This window comes from Paractinoplanes durhamensis (genome assembly GCF_016862175.1).
Taxonomy (GTDB): Bacteria; Actinomycetota; Actinomycetes; order Mycobacteriales; family Micromonosporaceae; genus Actinoplanes; species Actinoplanes durhamensis.
Map to the genome: position 1 here is coordinate 16886 of NZ_BOML01000041.1, position 21306 is coordinate 38191.

18 protein-coding genes are annotated in these 21306 nt (G+C 70.2%); 12 read left to right on the top strand and 6 right to left on the bottom strand.

Annotated elements, in window-relative coordinates:
- Positions 1-14 precede the first annotated feature (14 nt).
- Complete coding sequence (locus Adu01nite_RS26420; RefSeq protein WP_203730341.1) at positions 15-410, bottom strand: DUF5319 domain-containing protein; 396 nt, start codon at positions 408-410, stop codon at positions 15-17.
- Between the two features lie 122 nt (positions 411-532).
- Here Adu01nite_RS26420 and guaB point away from each other — a divergent pair, with 122 nt between their 5' ends.
- Genes guaB through Adu01nite_RS26435 form a run of 3 tightly spaced genes read left to right on the top strand, consistent with a single transcriptional unit; the run spans position 533 to position 4562 of the window.
- Positions 533-2020, top strand: a complete 1488-nt coding sequence (gene guaB / locus Adu01nite_RS26425) for an IMP dehydrogenase (protein WP_203730343.1) — start codon at positions 533-535, stop codon at positions 2018-2020.
- Between the two features lie 14 nt (positions 2021-2034).
- Positions 2035-3153, top strand: coding sequence for a GuaB3 family IMP dehydrogenase-related protein (locus Adu01nite_RS26430; RefSeq protein WP_203730345.1), 1119 nt, complete (start codon positions 2035-2037; stop codon positions 3151-3153).
- Positions 3154-3155: 2 nt separating this feature from the next.
- Positions 3156-4562 (top strand): M1 family metallopeptidase, encoded by a 1407-nt coding sequence (locus Adu01nite_RS26435; protein ID WP_203730499.1) that lies wholly within the window; start codon positions 3156-3158, stop codon positions 4560-4562.
- Here Adu01nite_RS26435 and Adu01nite_RS26440 read toward each other — a convergent pair.
- Positions 4552-5646 carry an LCP family protein gene (locus tag Adu01nite_RS26440; protein WP_203730347.1) on the bottom strand — a complete coding sequence of 365 codons (1095 nt, stop codon included), beginning with the start codon at positions 5644-5646 and terminating at the stop codon, positions 4552-4554. The genes Adu01nite_RS26435 and Adu01nite_RS26440 overlap by 11 nt on opposite strands.
- Positions 5647-5776: 130 nt before the next feature.
- Here Adu01nite_RS26440 and Adu01nite_RS26445 point away from each other — a divergent pair, with 130 nt between their 5' ends.
- The 3 genes from Adu01nite_RS26445 (at position 5777) to guaA (ending at position 10644) form a co-directional block, all read left to right on the top strand.
- Entirely contained in the window at positions 5777-7558 is a 1782-nt protein-coding gene (locus tag Adu01nite_RS26445) for a S8 family serine peptidase (RefSeq protein WP_203730349.1), read from the top strand.
- A gap of 107 nt (positions 7559-7665) precedes the next feature.
- Positions 7666-9066, top strand: a complete 1401-nt coding sequence (locus Adu01nite_RS26450) for a S8 family serine peptidase (protein WP_203730351.1) — start codon at positions 7666-7668, stop codon at positions 9064-9066.
- 30 nt (positions 9067-9096) lie between these two features.
- Complete coding sequence (gene guaA / locus Adu01nite_RS26455; RefSeq protein ID WP_203730353.1) at positions 9097-10644, top strand: glutamine-hydrolyzing GMP synthase; 1548 nt, start codon at positions 9097-9099, stop codon at positions 10642-10644.
- 105 nt (positions 10645-10749) lie between these two features.
- Here guaA and Adu01nite_RS26460 read toward each other — a convergent pair whose 3' ends face one another.
- Positions 10750-11007, bottom strand: coding sequence for a PspC domain-containing protein (locus tag Adu01nite_RS26460; RefSeq protein WP_203730355.1), 258 nt, complete (start codon positions 11005-11007; stop codon positions 10750-10752).
- Positions 11008-11235: 228 nt separating this feature from the next.
- On the opposite strand from Adu01nite_RS26460, the gene Adu01nite_RS26465 reads away from it, so the two are divergent.
- The 3 genes from Adu01nite_RS26465 (at position 11236) to Adu01nite_RS26475 (ending at position 14239) form a co-directional block, all read left to right on the top strand.
- Positions 11236-12186 (top strand): NUDIX hydrolase, encoded by a 951-nt coding sequence (locus Adu01nite_RS26465; protein ID WP_203730357.1) that lies wholly within the window; start codon positions 11236-11238, stop codon positions 12184-12186.
- A gap of 4 nt (positions 12187-12190) precedes the next feature.
- Positions 12191-13087 carry an NUDIX domain-containing protein gene (locus Adu01nite_RS26470; RefSeq protein WP_203730359.1) on the top strand — a complete coding sequence of 299 codons (897 nt, stop codon included), beginning with the start codon at positions 12191-12193 and terminating at the stop codon, positions 13085-13087.
- A gap of 267 nt (positions 13088-13354) precedes the next feature.
- The gene (locus tag Adu01nite_RS26475; RefSeq protein ID WP_203730361.1) at positions 13355-14239 is read left to right on the top strand and encodes a CDP-alcohol phosphatidyltransferase family protein; all 885 of its coding nucleotides are present in this window, start codon (positions 13355-13357) and stop codon (positions 14237-14239) included.
- A 55-nt stretch (positions 14240-14294) separates the two neighbouring features.
- Here Adu01nite_RS26475 and Adu01nite_RS26480 read toward each other — a convergent pair whose 3' ends face one another.
- The 3 genes from Adu01nite_RS26480 to Adu01nite_RS26490 form a co-directional block, all read right to left on the bottom strand.
- Complete coding sequence (locus tag Adu01nite_RS26480) at positions 14295-15539, bottom strand: phosphatidylserine decarboxylase (RefSeq protein WP_203730364.1); 1245 nt, start codon at positions 15537-15539, stop codon at positions 14295-14297.
- A gap of 72 nt (positions 15540-15611) precedes the next feature.
- Positions 15612-15953, bottom strand: a complete 342-nt coding sequence (locus Adu01nite_RS26485; protein ID WP_203730366.1) for a hypothetical protein — start codon at positions 15951-15953, stop codon at positions 15612-15614.
- Entirely contained in the window at positions 15950-17356 is a 1407-nt protein-coding gene (locus Adu01nite_RS26490) for a PspC domain-containing protein (RefSeq protein ID WP_203730367.1), read from the bottom strand. The genes Adu01nite_RS26485 and Adu01nite_RS26490 overlap by 4 nt, the downstream gene beginning before the upstream one ends.
- Positions 17357-17509: 153 nt before the next feature.
- On the opposite strand from Adu01nite_RS26490, the gene Adu01nite_RS26495 reads away from it, so the two are divergent.
- The 3 genes from Adu01nite_RS26495 to Adu01nite_RS26505 all read left to right on the top strand — a co-directional run bounded on the left by Adu01nite_RS26495 (position 17510) and on the right by Adu01nite_RS26505 (position 21273).
- The gene (locus tag Adu01nite_RS26495; RefSeq protein ID WP_203730500.1) at positions 17510-18769 is read left to right on the top strand and encodes an ATP-binding protein; all 1260 of its coding nucleotides are present in this window, start codon (positions 17510-17512) and stop codon (positions 18767-18769) included.
- Positions 18766-19425, top strand: a complete 660-nt coding sequence (locus Adu01nite_RS26500; protein WP_203730369.1) for a response regulator — start codon at positions 18766-18768, stop codon at positions 19423-19425. The genes Adu01nite_RS26495 and Adu01nite_RS26500 overlap by 4 nt, the downstream gene beginning before the upstream one ends.
- Positions 19426-19638: 213 nt before the next feature.
- Entirely contained in the window at positions 19639-21273 is a 1635-nt protein-coding gene (locus Adu01nite_RS26505) for a peptide ABC transporter substrate-binding protein (protein ID WP_239132716.1), read from the top strand.
- The last annotated feature ends 33 nt before the right edge of the window (positions 21274-21306 follow it).

Below are 21306 nucleotides of genomic sequence, written 5' to 3' on the forward strand. Positions count from 1 at the left end.
GGAGGGACCGGCGACTACTCGTCGTCGGTCCCTTCCGTCAATGTGTCGTGTACGCCGTCGGCGTAGCCACGCGCGTACTCCCACGTCACGTAATGATCGGGATCCGGGTCGTAGGCCGGCTCGTGCACCCGCGGACGGCCGCTGGACAGCAGATGGCGCAGGTTGCCGCGGAGAAGGTCCCAGTCGAAGTAGTGCGGCTCGTGGCAGTCCTCGCACTCGATGACCAGCCCACGAATGCCGGTCGGACTCAGCAGCGCCTGGTAGATCTCCAGGTCGCTCAGGTCCTCGAGCACGTCCTGCCGCTCCGCCTCGGTCAGCGGCTCATTCTCGCCGTCCTCGCTGAGGTCGTCGAGGTCGGCGGCCGGGTCGCTCGGGTCGCCGTTGAACGGGTCAATGGGCTCATCCTGCACCCCCTTACCGTACTCACCCCGGGCGGATGTGTGCTGGCCCGCACGTCCTGTCCGTCGCACGAGAGCGCTCACGACGGATGGGTACGATGAACCATCCGTCTTCCGGCAGTTAGGGATGCTCCGTGGAAAGCGACTCGGCCCGTACGGTTCCGCTCGGTCTGACCTTCGACGACGTGCTTCTTCAGCCCGGCGAATCGGACATTGTGCCGAGCCGGGTCAACACCAATACGCGGCTGACCCGCAACATCGATCTCAGTATCCCGGTCCTGTCCGCCGCGATGGATACCGTGACCGAGGGCCGGATGGCGATCGCGATGGCCCGCGAGGGCGGCATCGGCGTCCTGCACCGCAACCTCTCGGCCGAGGACCAGGCCGCTCAGGTCGACCTCGTGAAGCGTTCCGAGTCCGGCATGATCACCAACCCGGTCACCTGCAGCCCCGACGACACGCTCCGCGACGTCGACGCGCTCTGCGGCCGCTACCGCATCTCCGGCCTGCCGGTGGTGGACGGCGCCGGGGTGCTGGTCGGCATCGTCACCAACCGCGACATGCGGTTCGTCAGCGACCACAGCGCCAAGGTGCGCGACGTGATGACCAAGGCGCCGCTGATCACCGCGGCGGTCGGGTGCAGCAAGGACGAGGCGCTGACCCTGCTGCAGCGGCACAAGGTCGAGAAGCTGCCGCTGGTCGACGAGAACGGCCGGCTCCGTGGCCTGATCACGGTGAAGGACTTCACGAAGTCCGAGCAGTTCCCGAACGCGACGAAGGACCCGCAGGGCCGGCTGCGCGTGGCGGCCGCGATCGGCGTCGGCGACGAGTCCTACAAGCGGGCCCGCGGCCTGATCGAGGCGGGCGTCGACGTGATCATCGTGGACACCTCGCACGGTCACCAGCGCCAGGTGCTCGACATGATCGCCCGCCTCAAGCGGGACACCACCACCGACATCGTCGGCGGCAACGTGGCCACCTTCGCCGGTGCCAAGGCGATGGTCGAGGCCGGTGCCGACGCGGTGAAGGTCGGCGTGGGCCCGGGCGCCATCTGCACCACCCGGATCGTGGCCGGTGTCGGCGTCCCGCAGATCACCGCGGTGATGGAGGCGTCCCGCGCCTGCCGCCCGGCCGGTGTTCCGGTGATCGCCGACGGCGGCATCCAATATTCCGGGGACATCGCCAAGGCGATCGTGGCCGGTGCCGAGACGGTGATGCTGGGTGGCCTGCTGGCCGGCTCCGAGGAGAGCCCCGGCGACCTGATCTTCGTGAACGGCAAGCAGTACAAGTCGTACCGGGGGATGGGCTCGCTGGGCGCGATGCAGTCGCGTGGTCAGGCGAAGTCCTACTCGAAGGACCGCTACTTCCAGCATGATGTGCCGGAGGAGAAGCTGGTGCCGGAGGGTGTCGAGGGTCAGGTGCCCTACCGTGGCCCGCTGTCGCGGGTGGTCGCTCAGCTGGTCGGCGGCGTGCGGCTGGCCATGGGTTACGCCGGTGCCGAGACCATCCCGGACTTGCAGGAGCGTGGACAGCTCATCAGGATTACCGCTGCGGGCCTCAAGGAGTCGCACCCGCACGACATCCAGATGACGGTCGAGGCTCCCAACTACCACTCGCGTTAAAAAGAGGATCAGCAATGCGTGACGTCGTGGAGATCGGTCTCGGAAAGACCGCCCAGCGCGGTTACCACCTGGACGACATCGCCATCGTTCCGAGCCGGCGGACCCGCGACGTGGACGACGTGTCCACCGAGTGGCGCGTCGACGCCTACCCGTTCAAGATCCCGTGCGTCGCGCACCCGTCCGACGCCACCATGAGCCCGGAGTCGGCCGTCGCCCTGGGCCGCCTCGGCGGCCTGGGCGTGCTCAACGCCGAGGGCCTCTGGACCCGCTACGAGGACCCCACCAAGATCCTCGAAGAGCTGGCGTCGCTGGACGAGGACGCCGACGCCACCAAGCGGCTCCAGGAGGTCTACTCCGAGCCGATCAGGCCGGAGCTGATCGCCGAGCGGGTGCGGGTGATGCGGGAGGGCGGCGTCACCGTCGCCGTCCGGGTGTCGCCGCAGCACACGCTGGCGCTCGCCCCGGTGGTGCTGGACGCCGGCGTCGACCTGCTCGTCATCCAGGGCACCCTGGTCAGCGCCGAGCACGTGTCCACGACGGACGAGCCGCTCAACCTCAAGGAATTCATCGCCGACCTCGACCTGCCGGTGATCGTGGGTGGCTGCACCGACTACAAGACGGCGCTGCACCTGATGCGCACCGGCGCGGCCGGCGTGATCGTGGGCGTGGGCGCCGACGAATGGTCCACCACCGACACCGTGCTGGGCATCCGGGTGCCGATGGCGACCGCGATCGCCGACGCGGCCGCGGCCCGCCGCGACTACCTCGACGAGACCGGCGGGCGCTACGTCCACCTGATCGCCGACGGCGGCCTCTCGACCAGTGGCGACATCGCCAAGGCGATCGGCTGCGGCGCCGACGCGGTGATGCTGGGCGAGCCGCTGTCGCTGGCCGAGGGCGCACCGGCGGGCGGTGCCTGGTGGCACTCGTCGGCCAGCCACCCCTCGCTGCCGCGCGGCGGGTTCTGCATCGCGGGCGAGCCGGACGGCACCCTCGAGGAGCTGCTGTTCGGCCCGGCCAACCGGGCGGACGGGCAGCTCAACCTGTTCGGGGGCCTGCGACGGGCGATGGCCAAGTGCGGCTACCGCGACGTCAAGGAGTTCCAGAAGGTGGCGCTGGTTCTCGACCACTGATGATGCGGCGCGCGGGCTTCGTCCTTATCGCATTCCTGGTCGGCTCGTGCAGCACCTCCGGCGGGCCGGCCACCAGTGCGTCGGCGGACGCGGTCACGTTCAAGCCGGGCGCCGACGGGGCCGGTGACCCCTATTTCCCGACTTATGGCAATGGTGGTTACGACGTAGCCGGTTATGACCTCAACCTGCGCTACGACCCGAAAAATGGGCACCTGGCGGGGACGGCCACCATCACCGCCGTCGCCACCCAGAACCTGTCCCGATTCGACTTCGACCTCGCGAAGCTGGCCGCGAGCAGGGTCACGGTCGACGGCAAGACGGCGACCGCCAAGAGCGCCGGCAACGAGCTCGTGGTCACGCCGGCGGCCGGCATCCGGACGGGCACGCCGTTCACCGTGGTCGTCGACTACGCCGGCACTCCGGGCCAACTGGCCAACAAAACGCTCGGTGACGGTGGCTGGTTGCGCACCGATGCCGGCGCTGTCGCGCTCGGGCAGCCCGAATCGGCCAGCACGTGGTACCCGGTCAACGACCACCCGTCCGACAAGGCCACCTTCAAGCTGGCGATGACCGTGCCGGACGGCCTCGAGGCGATCAGCATCGGCGTGCCCGGCAGGACCACCACCGCCGACGGCTGGACGACCTGGCGCTGGACCGAGAACGCGCCGCTGGCCAGCTATCTGTCCACCGTGGTCATCGGGCAGTACCGGATCACCACCGGCACCCATGACGGCAAGCCGATGGTCACCGCGGTGCCGGAATCCGTGCCGGCCGACGGTGCCGCCGCCAAGTCGGTCGCTCGCACCGGAGAGATCGCCGACTTCCTGGCCAAGCAGTTCGGGCCGTACCCGTTCGACGCCTACGGCGGGATCGTCGTCGAGGACGAGCGGATCCGGTACGCGCTGGAGACCCAGTCGCGGCCGGCCTACGGGCAGGCGTTCTTCGAGGGCGGCGAGAACAGCTCGGTGGTCGCGCACGAGCTCGCCCACCAGTGGTTCGGCGACAGTGTGGCGCTGGAGAAGTGGCAGGACATCTGGCTCAACGAGGGCTTCGCGACGTACGCCGAATGGCTGTGGCTGGAGCACGACGACGACGTGGCGGTGCAGGCGAGCTTCGACCGCACCTACAACTCGTTCAACTGGAAGCTGGCACCCGGCAACCCCGGGGTGGCCAAGCTGTTCGGCACCGCCGTCTACGACCGGGGCGGGATGACCGTCTACGCCCTGCGCAAGACCATCGGCGACAAGGCGTTCGGCACGCTGCTCACCACCTGGACGAGCGAGCACCGCAACGGCAACGCCGACACCGCCGACCTGATCGCGCTGGCCGAGAAGATCTCCGGCAAGGACCTGGGTGGGTTCTTCCAGGCCTGGCTCTACGGCACGACCAAACCCAGCCTTACTTATTGACCAGTTTCGGGTGCTTGGCGAGGTAAGCGGGGATCTGTCCTTTGGCGACCGCGGTCAGGAAGCCCTTGCCCTCGGCGGTCAGGGCCTCACCGAGGTAGCCGCTGCCGCCGCCCACGCCGTTGCCGGGCAGCCCGACCAGGGTGATCTTCGAGGGCGCGAGGTCCCGCAGCGCGTACGCGTACTCGAGCGGGGTGCGGCCACCGACGTACACCAGGGTGTTGCCCAAAGCCGTGATGACGCCCTCCAGCTTGGCCGAGTCGGACACGAGCCCCTGGGCGAGTGCCTTGGTGAGGATCGACCGGACGAGCTGCCGCTGATGCCGCTGGCGGTCGTAGTCGCCGTCCGGCAGGCCGTACCGCTGCCGCGCGTAGTCGATCGCCTGCCACCCGACCAGGTGACGCTGCCCGGGCAGGTAGACCGCGGCCGGCCCCTGATATTCGCCGCCGACCAGCGGCCGCAGCGACCCGTCCGGCTTGCGGTGGTGCGACGTCACCTTCTGGTCCACCGTCAGGTCGACCCCGCCGAGCTGGTCGACCAGCTTGTCGAGCCCGCCGAAGTTGAGGATCGCGCCGGCCTGGAAGGTCTTGATCCCGGTGTACGCGGTAAGAGTCTTGGTGAGCAGCTCGTAGCCCTGCTGCACGTTCGTCTTCTTCGACCCCGGCACCCGCGACCCGCGGCTCATCGCCTCGGTCAGCTTGTAGGTGCCGCCGCCGAACCCGGCCTTCGCGAACGCCGGCATCTTCACCCGCAGATCGCGGGGCAGCGAGTAGAGATAGCCCGATTTCAGCCCGGCGTCGACGTGCAGCAGCATGATCGCGTCGGAGTGCGGTTCCCAGTCGGGGATGGTGACCCGGGTGTCGACCCCGAGCAGCAGCAGGTCGAGCGGACCGGTGATGTCGGCGCCGGGGGAGGGCGGCGGCGTAGTCGGCGCGGCCGAGGTCACCGCCGTCGTGGGCGCCGCCGAGGCGACCGGCTTCGCGGCGGGAGAAGACTTGCGGGACACGGCCAGCGCGATGCCACCGCCGCCGAGCAGGACGACGACGAGGGCGCCCACCACCCACCACATGAGCTTCCGATTCCGCATGGCGGAACAGTAGAGGACAGCACCAAGCAGCTCAATGACACAAGATCCCGCAGTGTGAAACACCTCATTGCACTTCGCCGATGGCCCTTTACGCTTCGTCCGCCATATCAACGGGGAGGCAAGAGCTTTCATGCAGCTCACCAAGCGACGGATTATCGTCGGTCTGATCTCCACAGCGGTCGTCGCATCGCTGACGGGCGCCGCGACTTGGGCCAACGCAGCCGAGACCGGCGGTTCGTCCGGCACGGCCGCACCGGTCCGCCTGATCGTCGGCTACAAGGCCGGGTCCGGCCCGGCGACCACCACCCAGAAGCTTTCCGCGGCGGGCGCCCGCGCCCAGCAGAACCTCGACCAGCTGAACGCCACCACCCTCCAGGTGCCGAAGGCGGCCAGCGCTTCGCTCATCGCGTCCCTGCGGAGCGACCCGAACGTCGCGTACGTCGAGGTCGACCGGGTTCGCAAGATCGCTGAAGTGACCCCGAACGACCCCTTCTACGCCGAGGGCCACCAGCCCGAGCTGAACGAGGTCAACGTCCCGGCCGCGTGGGACACGACCACCGGCTCGGCGGTGCGGATCGCCGTCATCGACACCGGTGTCACCGCCGTCGGTGACCTGACCGGCGCCGTGCTGCCCGGCTACGACTTCGTCAACAACGACAGCAACCCGGCCGACGACGAGGGCCACGGCACCATGGTGTCCTCGCTGATCGCGGCCCGGGGCAACAACGGCCAGGGCATGGCCGGCGTCTGCTGGGCGTGCCAGATCCTCCCGGTGAAGGCGCTGGACAGCAACGGCGACGGCTACGACAGCACCATCGCCAAGGCGATCACCTGGTCGGTCCAGAACGGCGCGAAGATCATCAACATGTCGCTCGGCGGCACCGGCTACAGCCAGGTCCTGGCCGACGCGGTCGCCTACGCCAACGCCAGCAGCGTGCTGGTGGTGGCGGCGGCCGGCAACGGCGGCAACACGACCCGGAACTACCCGGCGGCGTACAGCGACGTGCTCGCGGTGGGTGCGACCGCCCGCTGCCCGGAGTTCGCGTCCGACCCGGCCTGCACCAACAAGACCAACGAGAAGGCGTCGTTCACGAGCTACAACTCGGGCACCGACAAGTGGGTCGACGTGGCCGCTCCCGGCTGGGACGCGGTGATGGACAAGAACGGCAACTACAACACCGGCGAGCCCGGTACGTCGTTCTCCGCCCCGATCGTCACCGGCATCGCCGGCCTGCTCAAGTCGGCCAAGCCGAACTTCACCGGCTGGTCGCTGCTGTCCGCGATCCAGAGCAGCGCGACCCCGATCGGCAGCTGGGTGACCTACGGCAAGGTGAACGCGACGAACGCGCTCACCAAGGGCACCGAGACCACCCCGCCGACCATCGCGGGCCTCTCCCCGCTGCAGAACGCCAAGGTGCGCGGCACGGTCACCTTCACCCCGTCGAAGCTGGCCGACGTCGGCTCCGGCGTCCGGCTGATCACCCTGTGGGTGGACGGCGTGTTCAAGGCCGGCACCTACAAGGCGCCGTGGACGCTGAAGTGGAACTCGGCCGGTCGCAACGGCCCGGCCAAGGTCTCCTTCCGGGTCTTCGACAAGGCCGGTAACCAGCGGTACTACGACCGGACCGTCATCGCGGACAACACCGCACCGACGGTGAAGATCACCAAGGCGCCCAAGAACAAGGCCAAGATCTCGGGCACCGTCAAGATCTCCTACACCGGTTCCGACAAGTACGGCATCAAGAACTACCAGCTGATCATCAACGGCAAGGTCGTGCAGACGCACACCAACACCGCGGCGTTCAGCTTCGTGGCCAGCAAGTACCCGAAGAGCAGCATCCGGGTGCAGGTGCGGGCCTACGACGTGGCCGGAAACGCCCGGATCACGTCGGTGCTGACCTACCACCGCTGACCCACAACCTGACCGCACCCGGGATGGACCGGAACGGTCAGACAGCGAACCGAACGTGAGGGAGCCGGCCACCGTGGCCGGCTCCTTTCACGTAGGGGGCGCACCGCATGCTCGTTCGGGGACTCCTTGCCGGCCTCGCCGTCATCGCAGCTCTCTCCGCCCCCGCCGCGGACACCACCATCGGCCACACCGACGCGATCACCGCCAACGACCCCGGTTACGCCGGTCAGTGGGGCGTGCAGCACGCCCGGGTCAACGACGCGTGGTCGGCCGTGCGCGGCGACGCCCGGGTGACGATCGCGATCGTCGACACCGGCGTCACCAAGCTCCCCGACTTCGGCACCCGGGTGCTCCCCGGCCACGACTTCGTCAACAACGACGACGACGCGTCGGACGACAACGGGCACGGCACGATGGCCGCCGGGGTGGCCGCGGCCGGCGGCAACAACCGCCTCGGCGTCGCCGGGATCTGCTGGTTCTGCCAGATCCTGCCGGTCAAGGTCCTGGACGCGACCGGCGCCGGCAACTACGACAACTTCGCGGCCGGCATCCGCTACGCCGCCGACCACGGCGCCACCATCATCAGCGCCTCGTTCGGCGGCAACGAGGACACCCAGGGCCTGCGCGACGCGGTGGACTACGCGACCGGCAAGGGCGCCCTGGTGATCGCCGCGGCCGGCAACAAGGGCACCACCCAGCCGCACTTCCCGGCGGCGATCCCGGCGGCCCTGGCGGTCGGCGGGGTCGACGAGAAGGGTGCCCGCTACTCCTGGTCCAACTACGGCGCGAGCTGGGTGGACCTGACGGCTCCCGGGTGCAACCCGGCGCAGCAGCGCAACGGCGCGATCGGCCAGTACTGCGGCACGTCCTCGGCGACGCCGTTCGTGGCCGGGGTGGCCGGCCTGCTCGCCGCGACCGATCCGGCACCGTCGGCGTCGGCCATCCGCACGGCGCTGACCACCGGCGCGCGCAACGGCCAGGTGGACGCGGTGGGTGCGCTCGCCGCGCTGCCCGCCGACGGTGACACCACCGGCCCGGCGGTCGCCTTCGGCGCCCTGGCGGCAACGGTCCGCGGCCTGGTCACGGTGGGTGCCGCCGCTGTCGACCAGCACGGGGTCACGCATCTTGAGATGTACGCGGCGGGACGCTTGATCGCGGTTGACCGTGCGGCCCCGTACTCCTTCACGTGGCAGTCCCCGCTCAGCGGCCTGATCGCGCTGGAGCTTCGCGCCTACGACCGGGCCGGCAACATGACGACCGCCCGCCGCACGGTGCGCGCCGACAACGTCGCCCCCGCGGTCACGGTCTACCCGAACGGCCGCAAGGTCACCGCCCGGGCCACCGACGCCTCCGGCGTGGCTCGCCTGGAGCTGCTGGTCAACGGCAAGGTGGCCGGCAGCTACGCCGGTTACCTGCGGCAGTTCACCATCCCGGCCGGCGCCCGCACGGTCGCGGTCCGGGCCTACGACAAGGCCGGCAACCTCCGGGTGGCGACCGTCCGCCGCTGACCCGACCGGGGCCGCCGGTAAACTCGCCCGGTGAGTACCCCGCGTCCCGTGCTCGTCGTCGACTTCGGCGCCCAGTACGCCCAGCTGATCGCCCGTCGCGTCCGCGAGGCCCGCGTCTATTCCGAGATCGTCCCGCACTCGATGCCGGTCGCCGAGATGCTCGCCAAGAACCCGGCCGCGATCATCCTGTCCGGCGGCCCGTCCAGCGTCTACGAGCCCGGCGCGCCGTCGCTGGACCCGACGCTGTTCGACAACGACGTGCCGGTCTTCGGCATCTGCTACGGCTTCCAGGCGATGGCCAAGGCGCTCGGCGGCGAGGTCGCGCACACCGGCTCCCGCGAGTACGGTCGCACCCTGCTGACGGCTCAGGGCGGCACGCTGCTGCGCGAGCTGCCGGAGGGGCTGCCGGTGTGGATGAGCCACGGCGACAGTGTCGCGGTGGCCCCCGCGGGCTTCGCGGTGACCGCGTCCAGCCCCGGTGCCCCGGTGGCGGCGTTCGAGGACCTGACCGCCAAGCGGGCCGGCGTGCAGTTCCACCCCGAGGTGGCGCACACCGAGCAGGGCCAGCGGATGCTGGAGCGGTTCCTCTACGACATCGCGGGCCTGGCGCCCACCTGGACCCCCGGCAACATCATCGACGACCAGGTGGCCGAGATCCGCCGCCAGGTCGGCGACAAGCAGGTGATCTGCGGCCTGTCCGGTGGCGTCGACTCGGCGGTCGCCGCCGCGCTCGTGCACAAGGCCATCGGCGACCAGCTGACCTGCGTCTTCGTCGACCACGGCCTGCTGCGCGCGGGCGAGGCCGAGCAGGTCGAGAAGGACTACGTGGCGGCCACCGGCATCCGGCTCAAGGTGGTGGACGCGGCCGACGTGTTCCTGGGCCACCTGGCCGGCGTGACCGACCCCGAGCAGAAGCGCAAGATCATCGGCCGGGAGTTCATCCGCACCTTCGAGGCCGCGGCCCGCGAGCTCGACGCCGAGCGCCACATCGAGTTCCTGGTCCAGGGCACGCTCTACCCCGACGTGGTCGAGTCCGGCGGCGGCACCGGCACCGCCAACATCAAGTCCCACCACAACGTCGGCGGCCTGCCCGACGACCTGCAGTTCGCGCTGATCGAGCCGCTGCGCACCCTGTTCAAGGACGAGGTGCGCGCGCTCGGCAACGAGCTGGGCCTGCCCGAGGAGATGGTGCAGCGCCACCCGTTCCCCGGCCCCGGCCTGGCGATCCGCATCATCGGCGCGGTCGACCCCGACCGTCTGGAGATCCTGCGCGCGGCCGACCTGATCGCCCGCGAGGAACTGACCGCGTCGGGCCTGGATCGGGACGTGTGGCAGTTCCCGGTGGTCCTGCTGGCCGACGTGCGCAGCGTGGGGGTCCAGGGCGACGGCCGCACCTACGGCCACCCGGTGGTGCTGCGCCCGGTGTCGAGCGAGGACGCGATGACCGCGGACTGGTCCCGCCTGCCCTACGACGTGATCGCCAAGATCTCCACCCGGATCACCAACGAGGTCCGCGAGGTCAACCGGGTCGTCCTGGACGTCACGAGCAAGCCGCCGGGCACGATCGAGTGGGAGTGACCCCGGCGGACCGCCTCATCCCTGCGGTCGCGCAACGGCCGTGACGGGTCGCCCGGCTCGCGCTGTGGACCGGGGGCTCGTGCCGACGCGTACTCATAGTGAAAGCTAGACCGGTCGTCCCCAGGTGGGGTCGCTCGGGTCTCGCCAAGCCGGAGGCGTCGGCGCGGGCTCTTCCGGGATGAGGAACCACATCACCGGGTAGGCCAGCAGTGCGGTGCCCCAGGTGACGGCGGCGAAGATGGCGAAGGCGACCCGGATCAGCACCGGGTCGACGCCGAAGTAGCGGCCGATGCCGCTGCAGACGCCGGCGACGATGCGGTCGTCCTGGGGGCGGAGGAGGCGGCGGTAGAGTGCGTCAGTCATGCCTCCATGCTGACCGCGGAGAGTGCCCGCCGACCTCGGTGAGCCCCCCGATTTGAACCCTGACATCCGGCCCTGACAAGATCGGAAATGACCGATACGCCGGGTGACGATGCCGCTGCCCGGAGTAGGCCAAACCCCTCTGATCTGCGATTACGCAGCGCCATCACGCTGTCAGGAATCCGACAGACGTTTTCTGGAGTTAACATATTCCGGGCAGAATTGCCGCCCGTGACCCCCGCACTGGAACCACTTCGGCGAATCGCCGCGTATGCCGTCGCCACTGACGACGACGGTCGTGTGCTGCTCGTCCGAGCCTCGAGCCGCTCCGGCACCCCCGGCGTCTGGTCGCTCCCCGGCGGCGCAGTCGATCATGGTGAAGACCCCAACCACACCGTCGTCCGCGAGACCGCGGCCGAGACCGGTCTGAGCGTGACCGTGACCGGCCTGCGCAACGTGCTGGCCGACATGCGCTCATTGCCGCATCGTGGTGTCACCATCCACACCGATCGCCTGATCTACTCCGTGTCGATCCGTGGCGGCAACCTCGTCGACCGGGTCGGCCACTCCACCGACCTGGCCCGGTGGTTCACGCTGGAAGAGGCGGAGAAGCTGAAGATCCGCCCGTTCGCGGCGGATGCGCTCGGGCTGAGCGCGGCCTCGCCCGATCTCCGCCCGGACGTGGCGCCGACCTTCCCGTCGTTCTACGCATACGAGGGCCCGGACGGTCTGCATCGCGCTCAGCGCTTCGCGGCCTACGCGATCGCCACTGACGCCGACCAGACCCACGTGCTGCTGACCCGGATCGCCCCGGGCTACCCGGGCGAGGGCTGCTGGCACCTGCCCGGCGGCGGCACCGACTACGGCGAGCAGCCCGGCACCGCGCTGATCCGCGAGTTGGTCGAGGAGACCGGCCAGGAGGGGCGGCTGATCGAGTTGCTCGGCGTGGCCAGCCACCGCGACGCGGCCTCGCTGGGTCCGGAGGGCTACCCGATCGACTGGCACGGTGTGCGTGCTTTCTATCGGGTGATCGTCGACGACCCCACCGACGTGATCGTGAAGGACGTCGGCGGGTCGACGTCCGAGGCGCTGTGGATGCCGCTGCCCGACGTCCGCCGGCTGGCTGAGTCGGAACTCACCGAGGTGACCGCCGAAGCGCTGCAAAAGGCGCGGCTAACCTAGCTGGGTGAAGATCAGACGGGTCGGGGCGTACGGGGTGTGCCGCGACGATTCCGGGCGGGTGCTGCTCGCCCGGAATTCGCCACGCAGCGAGTTCCCCGGTCTGTGGACTCTTCCGGGCGGCGGTGTCGAGCAGGGTGAGCACCCGGATGACGCCGTGGTCCGTGAGTTTTCTGAGGAGACCGGTCTGTCTGTTCGGATCTCCGGGCTGCGGGGCGTGTCCGCGGACGTGTTCCGCCTGCCGGGCGGCAACCTGGAGCACACCGACCGGATCTTCTACGACGTCGCGGTGGTCGGCGGGTCGCTGACGGCCGAGGCCGACGGCACGACCGACCTGGTCGAGTGGGTCGCGCCGGCGTCGGTGCCGCTGATGCCGTTCACGGCGGAACAGACCGGTCTGTCTGCCGATTTTCCCGACTTTTCGGAAAAGTCGGATGAAGAGCTGGCGCGGCCGGAGCGGGTGCAGCGCTTCGGGGCGTACGCGGCCGCCACCGACCCGGCCGGGCGGATCCTGCTCGCCCGGATCGCCGACGGATACCCCGGCGCCGGGCAGTGGCACCTCGCCGGCGGCGGCACCGACCACGGCGAGACCCCCGAGCAGGGCCTGGCCCGCGAGCTCACCGAGGAGACCTCGCAACACGGCCGGGTGACCGGCCTGCTGGGCGTCTCGCATCGATACGACCCGGGGGCCGTCGGGCCGGAGGGGGTGCCGATCGACTGGCACGTCATCCGGGTCGTGTTCAGGGTTCTGGTCGATGTGCCGACAGAACCGGTAGTGACCGAGGCGGCCGGCGGATCCACCGCCGAGGCCGGCTGGTTCACCCGGGCCGAGACCGAGCGGCTCGAGCTGACCGAGCTGGCCCGCGAAGCCGTAGCGGGAATCGACCGGGAACAAGCGAGTTAAAATCGTCACACGGGGCGTCCGGTCCCGCTAGCCCGCCCGTAACAAGGGCCGCCGTTCGACCTCTCGCCAAGGACGCGCGGCTGTGCAATCGTGTAACCCCCGCGCACCCGATGGACGCGTGTGCGGCGGGCTACGGGGCCACAACCCACCGCAACTGTGCAGGTGGGCATACCGACTCCCATGGAGGAATACGTGCCGAGAACCCCTTGGCGCCGGCGTCGTTCGACGGATAGTCCCCGTCCCGCCGGCCGCCGTTGGGCAGGCCGTTTGCGCCGCGGTGGCACTCTCGCCCGGCAGGCGCTGCTGGTGCGCGTGGGCCGCCGCAACGGCGAGCTCGGGCGAGGCGAGTTCGGGCGGGCAGCCACCGCCACTCGCGCCGAGGTGATCTACACGGGGCACGAGCTCGCGCCCCGCCCGGTCGTTCCGCACCTGGCCACGCCGCCGTCGCCGGTCGTCGAGGACTCGACCTCGCTCCTCCCGGGTGCGCAGACCACGGCCCGCAAGCTGCGGTTCGCCCTGGTCAACGCGTGCACCCTGGCCAGCCTGGGCCTCGGGCTGCTGGCGATCTTCCTGGCCATGGCGGGCGACATCCGCCCGGCCGCCGCCTGCCTGGTCGCCTGCGTGGCGTTCGACGGCCTGGACGGCGCACTGGCCCGCAAGCTCGGCGTGTCCAGCCCGTTCGGTGCCCAGATGGACTCGCTGGCCGACATGTGCTCGTTCGGCCTGGCCGCCCCGGTCGTGGTCTACGCGTCCCTCGCGCACACCGTGCCCACCCCGGCCGCGGCCATCGCCTGCGTGCTGGTGGCCGGCTGCGCCGCGGTCCGGCTGGCCCGCTTCAACGTCTCGCCCAAGGACGGCAAGTTCTTCTGCGGCGTGCCCACCACGATGGCGGCGGCCGTGCTGGCCGTGACCGTGCTGATCGACCTGCCGGTGCCGGGCCTGGCCCTGCTGGGCGGGGTGGCGCTGCTGGCGTTCGCGATGGTGTCGAGCTTCCCGTATGCGAAGCTCGCCCGCCTGCTGCGCCTGCCGCCGTGGCTGTTCCTGCTGCCGGTGGTCGGTGCCCTGGTCGACCCGCGGCTGACGTTCGCCGTGATCGTCATCGCCTACCTGCTGAGCGGCCCGGTCCTCTGGGCCCGCGCCCGGCGCGCCTGACAGTCGGCAAAGGAAGGGCCGCCCCGATCGGGGCGGCCCTTCCTTGCGTTGAAGGTCAGAGCCAGCGGGCGATGACTGATGAGCCGCCGACCACCTTCTCGTTGACCGCGACCAGCGCCTCGGCCTTGTCGGCGGGCAGGTAGACGTCGGTGCGCGAGCCGAAGCGGATCAGGCCCATCCGCTCGCCGCGGGCCACCAGCGTGCCGATCGGCACCCGCTGCACGATCCGGCGGGCGATCAGCCCGGTGCGCTGGGCCACCACGACCGTGCCGTGCTCGGTGTCCAGCACCGTGTAGGCGGCCACGTTGTGCTCGGCGGCCGCGGTCATCGCGTTCGCGTACCCACCGTCCTCGACGAAGTAGTCGGTCACCCGGCCGGCCACCGGCACCCGGTTGACGTGCACGTCGAGCACCGACAGGAACACCGCGATCCGCAGGAACTCGCCCGGCCCGAACCGCGCGTCGGTCGTCCGCTCGACCGACAGCACCCGCCCGTCGGCCGACGCCACCACCGCGGCCGGATCGGTCGGCACGTCCCGCTCGGGGTCGCGGAAGAACGCCGCCACCGGCGCCGCGGCCAGGGCCGGCAGCAGCCAGAGCTTCGACTTCGGCCGGGCCGTGCGGGCCAGCGCGGCCAGCCCGAGCGCGATGCCGGCCGCGGCCACCCCGTTGGAGTCGATGTGCATGCTCCGGGTGACCGGCACGCTGGACGGCCGGTACGCCGGGGCGAGGGTGGCCGCCACCGCGGTGGCCGCGGTGGTGAACCGTAGCTTGTGCACGCGCAGCGGCGGCGAGTTGCGCACCACCAGGTCGGAGCCGACCCCGAAGAGGGCGCCCTGCCGGAACAGCTCGGCGGCGGCACCGCCGGTGCGGCCGGGCACCGCGGGGGTGGCGAGGGTGACCACGGCGCCGTCGGTGAGGTATTTGCCGAGGCTCTCGATCAGGGCCCGGACCTCCTGGGCGGTGCCGGTGACCGGCTCGGCGACGATCAGCACGTCGGCGGGCTGCGCCTCGTCGATCGCGTCCACCACCTTCACCCGATCGGCGATCCAGCTGCCCAGCCCGGCGATGTGGTCGCGGAGCAACTCGGCGGTGCTGCGCTCGCCGGCGACCAGGGTGAGCGCGTCGCCGGGCAGCAGCGCCTCGACCGCGGAGGCGACCACGAGCGACGCGTGGTCGGCGCCCACGACCAGCGCGGACGTGGCCGCGTTGTGCCGGGCGAACTCGGCGGTGAGGGCCCGGGCGGCCGTGCTGCCGATGCCGACGATGGGAGCCTTGGACACGGCGGGGTACGTGGTCATGAGGCCGAGCATATTGCGCCGCCCGTGAGCGGACTGCTCACGGGCGGCGCCTTACGTCCTGTCCCACCGAAGTCAGGTCTCCGGGTGCTCCTTGCGGAAGCGGTCGGCCGGATCGTCGAGGAGCTCCCGGACGATCGAGGCGTGCACCTCCGGCGGCAGGTCGCCGGGGATCTGCGGCTCGGTGACGGGCTGTGCGACGGTGGCGGTGGCCGGCACCGGCGCCGGTGCCCGGCGGCCGGAACGGATGGCCCCGAGCAGGCCGAACACGCCGAACATGATCAGCCCGCCGGCGACCAGCCAGCCGATGGCCGGCAGGTGGATGGTGATCACCCGGGAGACCGCCCACCAGAGCGCGATCAGCAGGAAGATCAGGCCGAAGCTCAGCGAGACCCCGTCGGTGCGGTGCGGCTTCATCGGAGGACCTCCACGTTGCCGGTGTCCATCTGCAGGTCGAGCTTGAGGGTGCCGCCACCGGCACCGTCGTTGCCCAGGTCGGTCACCTCGTGGCTGGTGTCGTTGCGGTCCCCGCTGAACTCACGTCCGAAGACCAGCGCTCGTCCGCCGTCGACCTTGACCGAGGCGGTGGTGTCGACCGCAGCCGGCAGCAGCACTCGCAACTGGCCGACCTTCATCGTGGCGGTGACGCTCTGGGTCTGGCCGTTGAAGTCGACGTCACGCAGGTCGAGCGTCGCGTTCCCGGCGGTGAAGTCGTACCGGTCGGCGACCGCGGCGAGGGTCTGCGGGCGGTAGGTGCTGTTGCCGACCTCGCCGCCCCAGCGCTCGGCGCCGTTGGCGATGCCCAGGCCGATCGAGGTGAGGATCGCCAGCGCGATCAGCCCGCGGGCCCGGCCGAACCATGCGCCGACGATCAGGCCGAGCGCGATCGTGATCAGGGCGGCCGCGAAGTACGCCGACACCGCGATGCTGGCTCCGGCCATGTCGATCGCGGCCATCGCACCGATCACCACGATCACCGCGAAGAACGTGAGGCGGCCCAGCTTGGAGCGCTCGCGCGGCGGCTTGGGAGGCTTGGGTGGCCGCATCGGCTGCGGCGGCGGGTAGACGGTGGGTGCCGACCCGGCCCACGGGCCGTGCGGTGCGAACGGCGGCCGGTAACCACTGGGCGGCGGCGCGAACGGCGGCCTGGGCGGGAGGTCGGAGTCGGTCACCGGTTCCGCGGCCGGTGCGGCCGTGGGCGCCGGCGGCGGGAAGCCGGCCGGAGCGTACGCCGCAGCGGGCTGCCCGGTCGTCGCCGTCGCCGCCGCAAAGCCCGGAGGCGGCGGCGTCGCCGCCGGAAATGCCGCGGGCCGTCCGCTTCCGTTGCTCCGCTTGATCAGGATGACCGCGCCGAGGATGACGGCGGCCGCGAGCAGCCCGGCCCGCATCCCGTCGTTGACGATGAACGCGAACGAGATCGCCGCCGCCGCGCCGAGCAGGATCACCGACAGCGGGGCCATGCCGGAGCGGCCCTTGCCGAGCAGCGACTCGATCGGCGACGCGGTGTCGCCCTCGGCCGGGATGATCAGCCAGCCGATCAGGTAGAGCAGGACGCCGACGCCGCTCAGGATGCCGAGCACCGCGAGCAGCACCCGCCACAGGACCGGGTCGGTGTTGGTGGCCCGGGCCAGCGCCGCACAGACACCGGCGACGTATCGACCCTGGCGGGGGCGGACCAGATGCTCGCGGGCGAAGTAGGGCCCGGTGGGCGGGATCGGCTCGGTCGTCGGCTCCGCCGACGGCGATGCCGAGGCGGAATCAGACGACGAAGGTGGGGTGGTCGGGTCGTCCGATGGCGGACGGGGAGCTTCGTCGTTCATGCCATCGATCCTGTCGCCGCATCGGCCCTAGTCGCTTCCGGCGCCGACCCTGAGGCCACCCTGAGATCCGGGTGGCCCGATACCGGGGGACATTCCCCGTGGCCCGGGGCCGCCGAACGTGTGACGATCGGATGAGCGAACCGAGGAGGAACCATCAGCACCGCCGTCAACCCACCCACCCGCCGGCTGTACCGGCCACGGGACCACCGGATCATCGCCGGGGTCGCCGCCGGTCTGGCCGAGCATCTGGGTGTCCCGCTGCTGGCGGTTCGCATCGCGTTGGTCGTCCTCCTCGGCTTCAGCGGGCTGGGCCTGCTGCTCTACGCGGCCTTCTGGGCGGTCCTGCCGCAACAGATTCCCACCACCGACGCGCCGGCGCGACGCGACCTCGCCATGTTGCTGCCGTTCGCGGCGATCGGCCTCGGCGTGGTGCTGCTCCAGGCGCTGGTCTTCAAGGACAGCGTGGCCGGCACGGTGGGCTGGCTGATCGCGGTGGTCGCGGTCGGGGCCGGCATCATCTGGCACCAGTCCGACCCGTCCCGGCGCGGCCAGTGGGCCGGCAATCAGCCGCAGACGCCCTGGCTGGCCGCCGTGGTGGCGGAGAGCGACCGCCGATTCTTCCTGTTCCGTTTCATCGGCGGCGGCGTGCTGGTGGCCACCGGCATCATCGGTGTGGTCGCGGTCTACGCGCCGGCCGGTTCGCTCGCCTCGGTGTTCAACGGCGTGATCTTCGCGCTGGTCGGGCTGCTCGGGGTCGGCGTGGTCGCCGCGCCGCTGCTCTACCGCATGTTCAACCAGCTGCGCACCGAGCGCGAGGGCCGGATCCGGGAGCAGGAGCGGGCCGAGCTGGCCGCCATGATCCACGACCAGGTGCTGCACACGCTCGCCCTGATCCAGCGCAACTCGGCCGACATCAAAGAGGTCCAGCGGCTGGCTCGCGGCCAGGAGCGGTCACTGCGCAACTGGCTCTACAAACCGACCGCCTCGCCGACCGAGCGCCTGGCCGCGGCCCTGGAGCAGGCGGCCGCCGAGGTCGAGGACACCTACGCGATCAGTGTCGAGACCGTGGTGGTCGGCGACACCGAGTGCGACGAGCGGGTCGCCGCGCTCGTCGCCGCCGCCCGCGAGGCCCTGGTCAACGCGGCCCGGCACGCCGGGGTGCAGACAATTTCGCTCTACGCCGAGGTCGAGGCGGATGAATTGAGCGTCTTCGTCCGGGACCGGGGAGCGGGTTTCGACCTCTCCGGCGTGGAGGAGTCGCGGCACGGCGTCCGAGGGTCGATCATCGGGCGGATGAAACGACACGGCGGGCGCGCCGAGATCCGCAGCACGCCCGGCGAGGGCACCGAGGTCCGCCTCATGTTGCCCGTCACCCGAGAGAGCATGACGGCTGGGAAGGAGTCGGCACGATGACCGAGTCAGAGGGCGGCGGCCGTCTCAGGGTTTTCCTGGTCGACGACCACGCGATGTTCCGGGCCGGCGTGCGCGCCGAGCTCGGCGTGCACGTGAACGTGGTGGGCGAGGCGAGCACGGTGGCCGAGGCGGTCAGCAAGATCGCCGCGATCGAACCGGACGTGGTGCTGCTCGACGTGCACATGCCGGACGGCGGTGGCCGCGCCGTCCTGGACGCGATGCGCCGTTCGCACCCGCAGGTCCGGTTCCTGGCGCTGTCCGTCTCGGACGCCGCCGAGGACGTGATCGGCCTGATCCGGGCGGGCGCCCGGGGCTACGTCACCAAGACCATCTCGCCCGACGAGCTGGCCGCGGCGATCCGCCGGGTGGCCGACGGGGATGCGGTGTTCAGCCCGCGGCTGGCCGGTTTCGTGCTGGACGCGTTCGCCTCCCGGCCCGACGTGCCGGTCGCCGACCCCGAGCTGGACCAGCTCACCAACCGCGAGCGCGAGGTGTTGCGGCTGCTCGCAAGGGGTTACGCGTATAAGGAGATCGCGAAGGAGCTGTTCATCTCGATCAAGACGGTGGAGACCCACGTCTCCAACGTTCTGCGCAAGCTCCAGATGAGCAACCGTTACGAATTGTCACGATGGGCGGCCGACCGGCGGCTTGTCTGACTTCTGGCCCCTTCGCCGCTGCGGTGCGTCGTAGATCGCACACCCAGTGGAATACCCGCAGCTCAAGGCGCTGTGGACGGTCTCACGCGATAAGCCGTATCCTGGCCGTCGCTAGTATCGGCTTGGTAACGGGACACCGACCTTCGGTATCGCTGTGTCACAGTTGCTCGGGCTCACAGACCCCCGTGAGCCGACGAAGGAGGCATCCTCCACATGCGTGGGAATGGCCCATGGAAGATGGCGGCCGGTGCGGCCGCCATCGCCTTGTTGGCGGCCGGCTGCTCCGGCGGCTCCTCGGACGACGACGAGACCCTGCCGAACGCCATCAGCATCGGCATCGTCGAGCCGGACAGTCTCATCCCGTCGAACACGGTTGAGCAGAACGGTTCGTCCGTGTTGGCGTCGTTGTTCTATCCGCTCGTCCGTTTCGACGACAACCGCAAGCCGTACACGGTGGCGGCGGAGTCGATCACGCACGACAAGGCCAACAAGGTCTGGACGATCAAGATCCGGCCCGACTTCACCTTCAGCAACGGTGAACCGGTCACCGCCGACAACTACATCAACGCCTGGAATTACGGTGCCTACGGGCCGAACGCTCAACTCGCGTCGTATTTCTTCAGCCGGATCGACGGCTACGCGCAGATGCAGTCGGTCGACGCGGACGGCGACGGCCCGCAGAAGGCTCCCGAGCCGAAGGCGAAGAAGCTGTCCGGCCTCAAGAAGCTCACCAACACGAGCTTCACGGTGACCCTGTCGGCCGGCTTCGCGGGCTGGGAGTCGGTGATCGGCTACGACGCCTTCTACCCGCTGCCCAAGGCGGCGTTCAAGGCGGACGGCGTGCTGGCCGACACCTATGGCGACGCGCCGATCGGCAACGGCCCGTTCAAGGTCAAGGGCAAGTGGGAGCACGACTCGAAGATCCAGGTCGAGAAGGTCGCCGACTTCAAGGGAACGGTCCCCAAGGTCGACGGCATCACCTGGAAGATCTACCAGGACCTGGGTGCGCAATACGCTGATCTGCTCGCCGGAAACCTCGACGTCGAGACGAAGGTCCCGATTGAGAGCCTGGCCTCGGCCTCCGGCGACCTCGGTGCCCGCCTGCAGAAGAGCCCGAGCTCGGCCTTCGCGTTCGTCGGCTTCCCGATGTACGACCCGCAGTACGCGAACCGGGACGTCCGCCGGGCCATCTCGATGGCGATCAACCGCGGTGAGATGACCGACCAGATCTTCCTGGGTTCGGAGACACCGGCCACGTCGTTCGTGTCCCCGGTGGTCTCCGGTTACCGGCCGAACACGTGTGGTGATAACTGCGAGTACAACCCGACCAAGGCCAAGGCGCTATACGCGGCGGCCAAGGGCCCCACGGACATCAAGGTCTCGTACAACGCGGACGGCGGGCACAAGGCCTGGGTCGACGCGATGTGCAACCAGATCAAGGCGTCGCTCGGGGTCAACTGCACCGGTTCGCCCGAGGCGAAGCTCTCCGACCTGCTGAAGAAGGTGCGCGCGCACAAGTCGGTCGGTCTGATCCGGCTGGCCTGGGCGATGGACTACCCGCTGATGGAGAACTACCTCGGCCCGCTGTACACGACGGACGGCTCGTCGAACTACTACGGCTACACCAACACGGCCTTCGACAGCCTCGTCCGCGAGGGCTCGGAGGCGGCCACCACGGACGCCGCCGAGAAGAAGTGGCAGCAGGCCGAGGACATCCTTGCCCAGGATATGCCGGTTCTCCCGCTGCGCTTCGGCCAGAACGTGTTCGGCCACTCGGAAAAGGTCACGAACGTGAGCATGGACCTCTTCCAGAAGGTGGACATCTACAAGATCGAGATCGCCAGTTAACCTGGCTGCTCAAGAACGGTGGTGGCGTCATGG

What these genes read in the sequence shown, in the direction of transcription:
- Adu01nite_RS26430 (WP_203730345.1), top strand. Translation starts at nt 2,035, where the DNA reads ATGCGTGACGTCGTGGAGATCGGTCTCGGAAAGACCGCCCAGCGCGGT.
- Adu01nite_RS26435 (WP_203730499.1), top strand. Translation starts at nt 3,156, where the DNA reads ATGCGGCGCGCGGGCTTCGTCCTTATCGCATTCCTGGTCGGCTCGTGC.
- Adu01nite_RS26440 (WP_203730347.1), bottom strand. Translation starts at nt 5,646, where the DNA reads ATGCGGAATCGGAAGCTCATGTGGTGGGTGGTGGGCGCCCTCGTCGTC.
- Adu01nite_RS26445 (WP_203730349.1), top strand. Translation starts at nt 5,777, where the DNA reads ATGCAGCTCACCAAGCGACGGATTATCGTCGGTCTGATCTCCACAGCG.
- Adu01nite_RS26450 (WP_203730351.1), top strand. Translation starts at nt 7,666, where the DNA reads ATGCTCGTTCGGGGACTCCTTGCCGGCCTCGCCGTCATCGCAGCTCTC.
- Adu01nite_RS26460 (WP_203730355.1), bottom strand. Translation starts at nt 11,007, where the DNA reads ATGACTGACGCACTCTACCGCCGCCTCCTCCGCCCCCAGGACGACCGC.
- Adu01nite_RS26480 (WP_203730364.1), bottom strand. Translation starts at nt 15,539, where the DNA reads ATGACCACGTACCCCGCCGTGTCCAAGGCTCCCATCGTCGGCATCGGC.
- Adu01nite_RS26485 (WP_203730366.1), bottom strand. Translation starts at nt 15,953, where the DNA reads ATGAAGCCGCACCGCACCGACGGGGTCTCGCTGAGCTTCGGCCTGATC.
- Adu01nite_RS26490 (WP_203730367.1), bottom strand. Translation starts at nt 17,356, where the DNA reads ATGAACGACGAAGCTCCCCGTCCGCCATCGGACGACCCGACCACCCCA.
- Adu01nite_RS26500 (WP_203730369.1), top strand. Translation starts at nt 18,766, where the DNA reads ATGACCGAGTCAGAGGGCGGCGGCCGTCTCAGGGTTTTCCTGGTCGAC.
- Adu01nite_RS26505 (WP_239132716.1), top strand. Translation starts at nt 19,639, where the DNA reads ATGCGTGGGAATGGCCCATGGAAGATGGCGGCCGGTGCGGCCGCCATC.